Source organism: Haloimpatiens lingqiaonensis (assembly GCF_901447495.1).
Classification (GTDB): Bacteria; Bacillota; Clostridia; order Clostridiales; family Clostridiaceae; genus Haloimpatiens; species Haloimpatiens lingqiaonensis.
Genome location: NZ_CABDWS010000132.1, coordinates 1 through 4,182, shown reverse-complemented (window position 1 = coordinate 4,182; position 4,182 = coordinate 1). Strand labels below are relative to the sequence as shown.

Sequence of the window (4,182 nt, the reverse complement as noted above, 5' to 3'; positions counted from 1 at the left end):
AATTTTAATTACTATTTTATTTTAATAAGTATCATATAACTTTTCGAAAGGCTCCGCCTAAAAGATTATAAGCGCTTTTTTATTTATAAATTAAAGATTTTCTGAATAAAATGAAGAAAATCCACATTATTTGATATTTGATATTTGATATCTGATATTTATATATTTAGCCTGGCTATCGCCAATAAAAGATTTAATTTAAGCCCAAAAGATAGCTAACACAATTTCACGTTGTGAAATTGTGTTAGCTATCTTTCTTACATTCTAAAATTTTTCGTAATGCAATGAAGAAAAATTATCCTTCTCTAGCCCTCTGGTCCTCTAGCACACTAGCACACTAATTTTGGCCCTCTAGCACACTGGCAAACTAGCCCACTGAAAATTGTGACTTCCGTCACAATTTACTTATTTCCCGAATGCAACTACTACCTGATTCTTTAGCATATCCCAAATTCCCTGGTCTTCCATGCCTAATCTCCAAAGAGCAATGCCCTTAATGCCCATTTGGTAGGCCTTATCTATTTTAGCTTTAATACTTCTAGTATCTTCAAACCAAACTTCGTGATTTTCTCCCTTTTCATCTGTATATGCAAAGGTTGGAGTTTGAGTTTTTTCATCAAATATTATTTCCCTGTTGTACTTTTTAGCTAAATTAACTGCCATGTCATAGGTAACATAAGTATTTCTTCCTGTAGTTAAGTTAAAATCAAATCCAAATACAGAAACTGCTGCAACTACGTTTTCCCTCGGCATTTTTGTTATGGTATATCCTATTACCCTTTCCATCCATCCTATAGAAACCACAGGCCCCGGACCACTTCCTGGCCATCCGTGTTCATTATAAAGCATTATAACTGCTTCATCTAAAGCATTTCCTATTCTTCCATAGTTAAAAGGATCCGAAAAAGGATTAAAGGGTTCATCGCTTACCCTAGCTGGAAGAGCTGCTGACACATAGTATCCTTCAACTTTAAGCTTTCTAGAAAGTTCCTCATAAAATAGTGATAACTTATCACTGTCCTTTAAGTACACATCTTCTATGTCCATATTGACACCGTCAAAATTATACTTTCTTAATAACAACAGTATATTGTTTATGAAAGCTCCTCTAGTTTCAGGCGTTGAGACCATTGTACTTACCAATTCCTTAGCTAAAGTAGTACCGCCATCCCTGTATAATAAATTATGAACTGTAGCTAATACTTTAACATTACTTCTATGCCCTATTAATACTATATTTTTTACATACTCATCTGTAAAATCTCCAAATTTTTCTATATTAGTAGCATCCTTAGGATCTATCCTAAACAAAAATAAGCCAAGCTCTGGAATACTATTTTTATTATCTACAAATGATTGATAAGAGCTTGGAAGAGCCGGTCCTTCTTCCCTAGTATAATAGCCCAGTATAGTACTTATAGGTTTTTCTACCCAATATACATTGAAGTTTGCTTGTGCCTTAGGTATCCATCCAAATTCATCATTATAAAGTTTTACTTTATACCATCCATCTCTAGAACCTACCATTTGCATTTTCGAATTTATAGCCATCTTTTGTAATTCTCTATAGGAATAATCTGGTCCTGATCTCACACTTATATTATCTACCTTAGCTACTACTTCACTATAAAAAGGTATTTTTAGTGATTGACCAATATAAAGATTTGTACTTTTTAATCCGTTTAATTTGTTAATGCTTTCCACTGTAGTATTTAAAGTTTTAGCTATATCATATAGGGAATTCTTTGGTTGAACTACATAAAAAGTAGCTGGTATATAAATCTTTTGCCCCGCATATATTGTGTTGCTCTTCAACTTATTATAATCTCTTACCCCACTAGGAGTTATATTGAATTTTATAGCTATAGAATAAAGACTATCTCCAGGTTTTACATAATAAATAACTGGCAGCATGTTATCCTTCCTAAAAATTATTTCTCCTTACTATACTATGCTTTTATAGTAAAATAAGTTATGTTATAAAGTAACTCTATAACATTTTCCTAAAAATTTTTAGGGGGAAAACTGCTGCCAGTATACTATTTTTAAAATAAATTAATTTTATTTTCTTGAACTAATTTGTTCAATTCTAATTTTATTTCCTTGAATTAGATTGTTCAATTCTAACTTTATTTCCTTTTATTTTTATTCCGTTAACTTTGTTAATAACTTTTTCACTTAATTCTATTGGTACTTCTATAAAAGAATACTTTTCATATATGTCGATTTTTCCTATTTCTTTACCCTTTATTCTAGCTTCTCTAGCTATATTATTTACAAAATCTCCAGTAGTAACCTTTTGCTTTCTTCCTAGGTTTACAAATAATCTTGACATTCCTTCTTCTGCACCATTTTCTTTTGCTGAACCTTCAATATTATTTTCTAATTCTTCACTTTTATTATCTCTGGATTCCATGTACATTTTTAAAAGTCCCGCAGCTAAAACTGTTTCATTAAGACCATCCTTAGTTAACTGTTTAATATAATCATAGTATTTGCTAGGAACCTGCTCTGCTACAACTTCTTTTACATCTTGAAGAAAACGCTCAGCTTTTATTTCTTCTACTTGTTCTTTGCTAGGAATTTTATCTTCAGATATCTTCATTTTAGTATATCTTTCTATTTCTCTTAGCTTTCTTATTTCCCTTGAAGATACAAAAGTAAAGGCCTTTCCTTCTCTTCCAGCACGTCCTGTTCTACCTATTCTATGAACATAGTACTCTTCAAATTGTGGTAAATCGTAATTAAATACTGCTTCAACATCATCTACATCTATACCTCTTGCAACCACATCTGTAGCTACTAGTATTTGCATAATGCCTTTTCTAAATTTATTCATAACCTTATCTCTTTGGTTTTGGCTTAAATCTCCATGAATTGCATCTGCAAAAAGTCCTCTTGATTGTAGTTGAACTACTAATTCATCTACCATTTTCTTTGTATTACAAAATACAACTGCAAGTTTTGGGTTAGATATAACCATTAATCTAGTTAATAGTTCTACTTTATCCTTTTGTTTTACTACAAAATATTTTTGCTCTATGTTAGAAGTTGAAAGTTCCTTTTTTACTACTTTTACTAACTTAGGCTCCTTTTGATACTTTTTAGTTATGTCTAAAATAGCCTTAGGCATAGTAGCAGAAAATAAAAGTGTTTGTCTTTCCTCTGGTGTTTCTTTAAGTATAGTTTCTATATCTTCTACAAAACCCATATTAAGCATCTCGTCTGCTTCATCTAATGCCAACATGTTTATGTCATTTAACTTAAGCGTACCTCTTCTCATGTGATCCATAACTCTTCCTGGAGTTCCTACTACCACTTGAGTTCCTCTTTTAAGTTCTCTTATTTGTGCATCTATTGATCCACCACCATATATAGGTGTTACTTTTAACTTTCTTTTATGAGCAGAAAGTTTTTTCATTTCCTTTGCAAACTGCATTGCAAGTTCACGAGTAGGACAAAGTATTATACTTTGAAGTTTTTTACTTTCATCATCTATTTTTTCTATTATAGGAATTCCTATAGCTGCTGTCTTTCCTGTACCTGTTTGTGCTTGACCTATAACATCTCTTCCTTCTAATACATAAGGAATAGCTTTATATTGAATAGGTGTTGCTTCCTTATATCCCATCTCTCCTATGGTTTTTTTCATTTCATCAGATAATTGTAATTGTTCAAATTCAAAATTAGTATTTTCTTTCATTCTTTATTTCCTCTCCAAATTTATTTGCATACACTAGAGCTCTATCAAGTTATAAACACCGCTATTAAGCACTATTAACTCTTATTGGATGTACCTATACCCTACGCTCCATTGTTCAAAAGCCTTTGGAAATACTTCTTTTGTTCCTGATAACTTCCAATAAGATCACTATTATTTAAGTAAATTTACATTTACTTTGTAATTCACAAAATAAAAAACGATACTCTAATGAACATCGTTTTTATTATATATAAATAACCAAAATATATTCACTTTAAATGCATACTAATTTAAGATAACATATTAAATACGTCATGTCAATGATTCTGGAACGCTAACAGAGATTTAGCACCTAAATTCCAGTAAAAATTTTATTTTTACTGGAATTGTATCTTTTTACATTTACTTAAAGGGCTGGTAAGCCCGCAGACCGATAGGTCGCAAAAATAGATACACTTACCCCTACCCCACGAAATCTT

Annotated in this window: 2 protein-coding genes; both read right to left on the bottom strand. The window is 31.3% G+C overall.

What is annotated here, in order from left to right:
• Positions 1–405: 405 nt before the first annotated feature.
• Positions 406–1,914, bottom strand: coding sequence for a glycosyl hydrolase family 18 protein (locus FGK85_RS14685; protein WP_243122899.1), 1,509 nt, complete (start codon positions 1,912–1,914; stop codon positions 406–408).
• A gap of 181 nt (positions 1,915–2,095) precedes the next feature.
• A complete protein-coding gene (locus FGK85_RS14680) occupies positions 2,096–3,703 on the bottom strand; it encodes a DEAD/DEAH box helicase (protein ID WP_138207860.1) in 1,608 nt (535 codons plus the stop codon).
• Between the last annotated feature and the right edge of the window lie 479 nt (positions 3,704–4,182).

Coding starts and splice junctions, on each gene's coding strand:
- FGK85_RS14685 (WP_243122899.1), bottom strand. CDS start 1,914: ATGCTGCCAGTTATTTATTATGTAAAACCTGGAGATAGTCTTTATTCT.
- FGK85_RS14680 (WP_138207860.1), bottom strand. CDS start 3,703: ATGAAAGAAAATACTAATTTTGAATTTGAACAATTACAATTATCTGAT.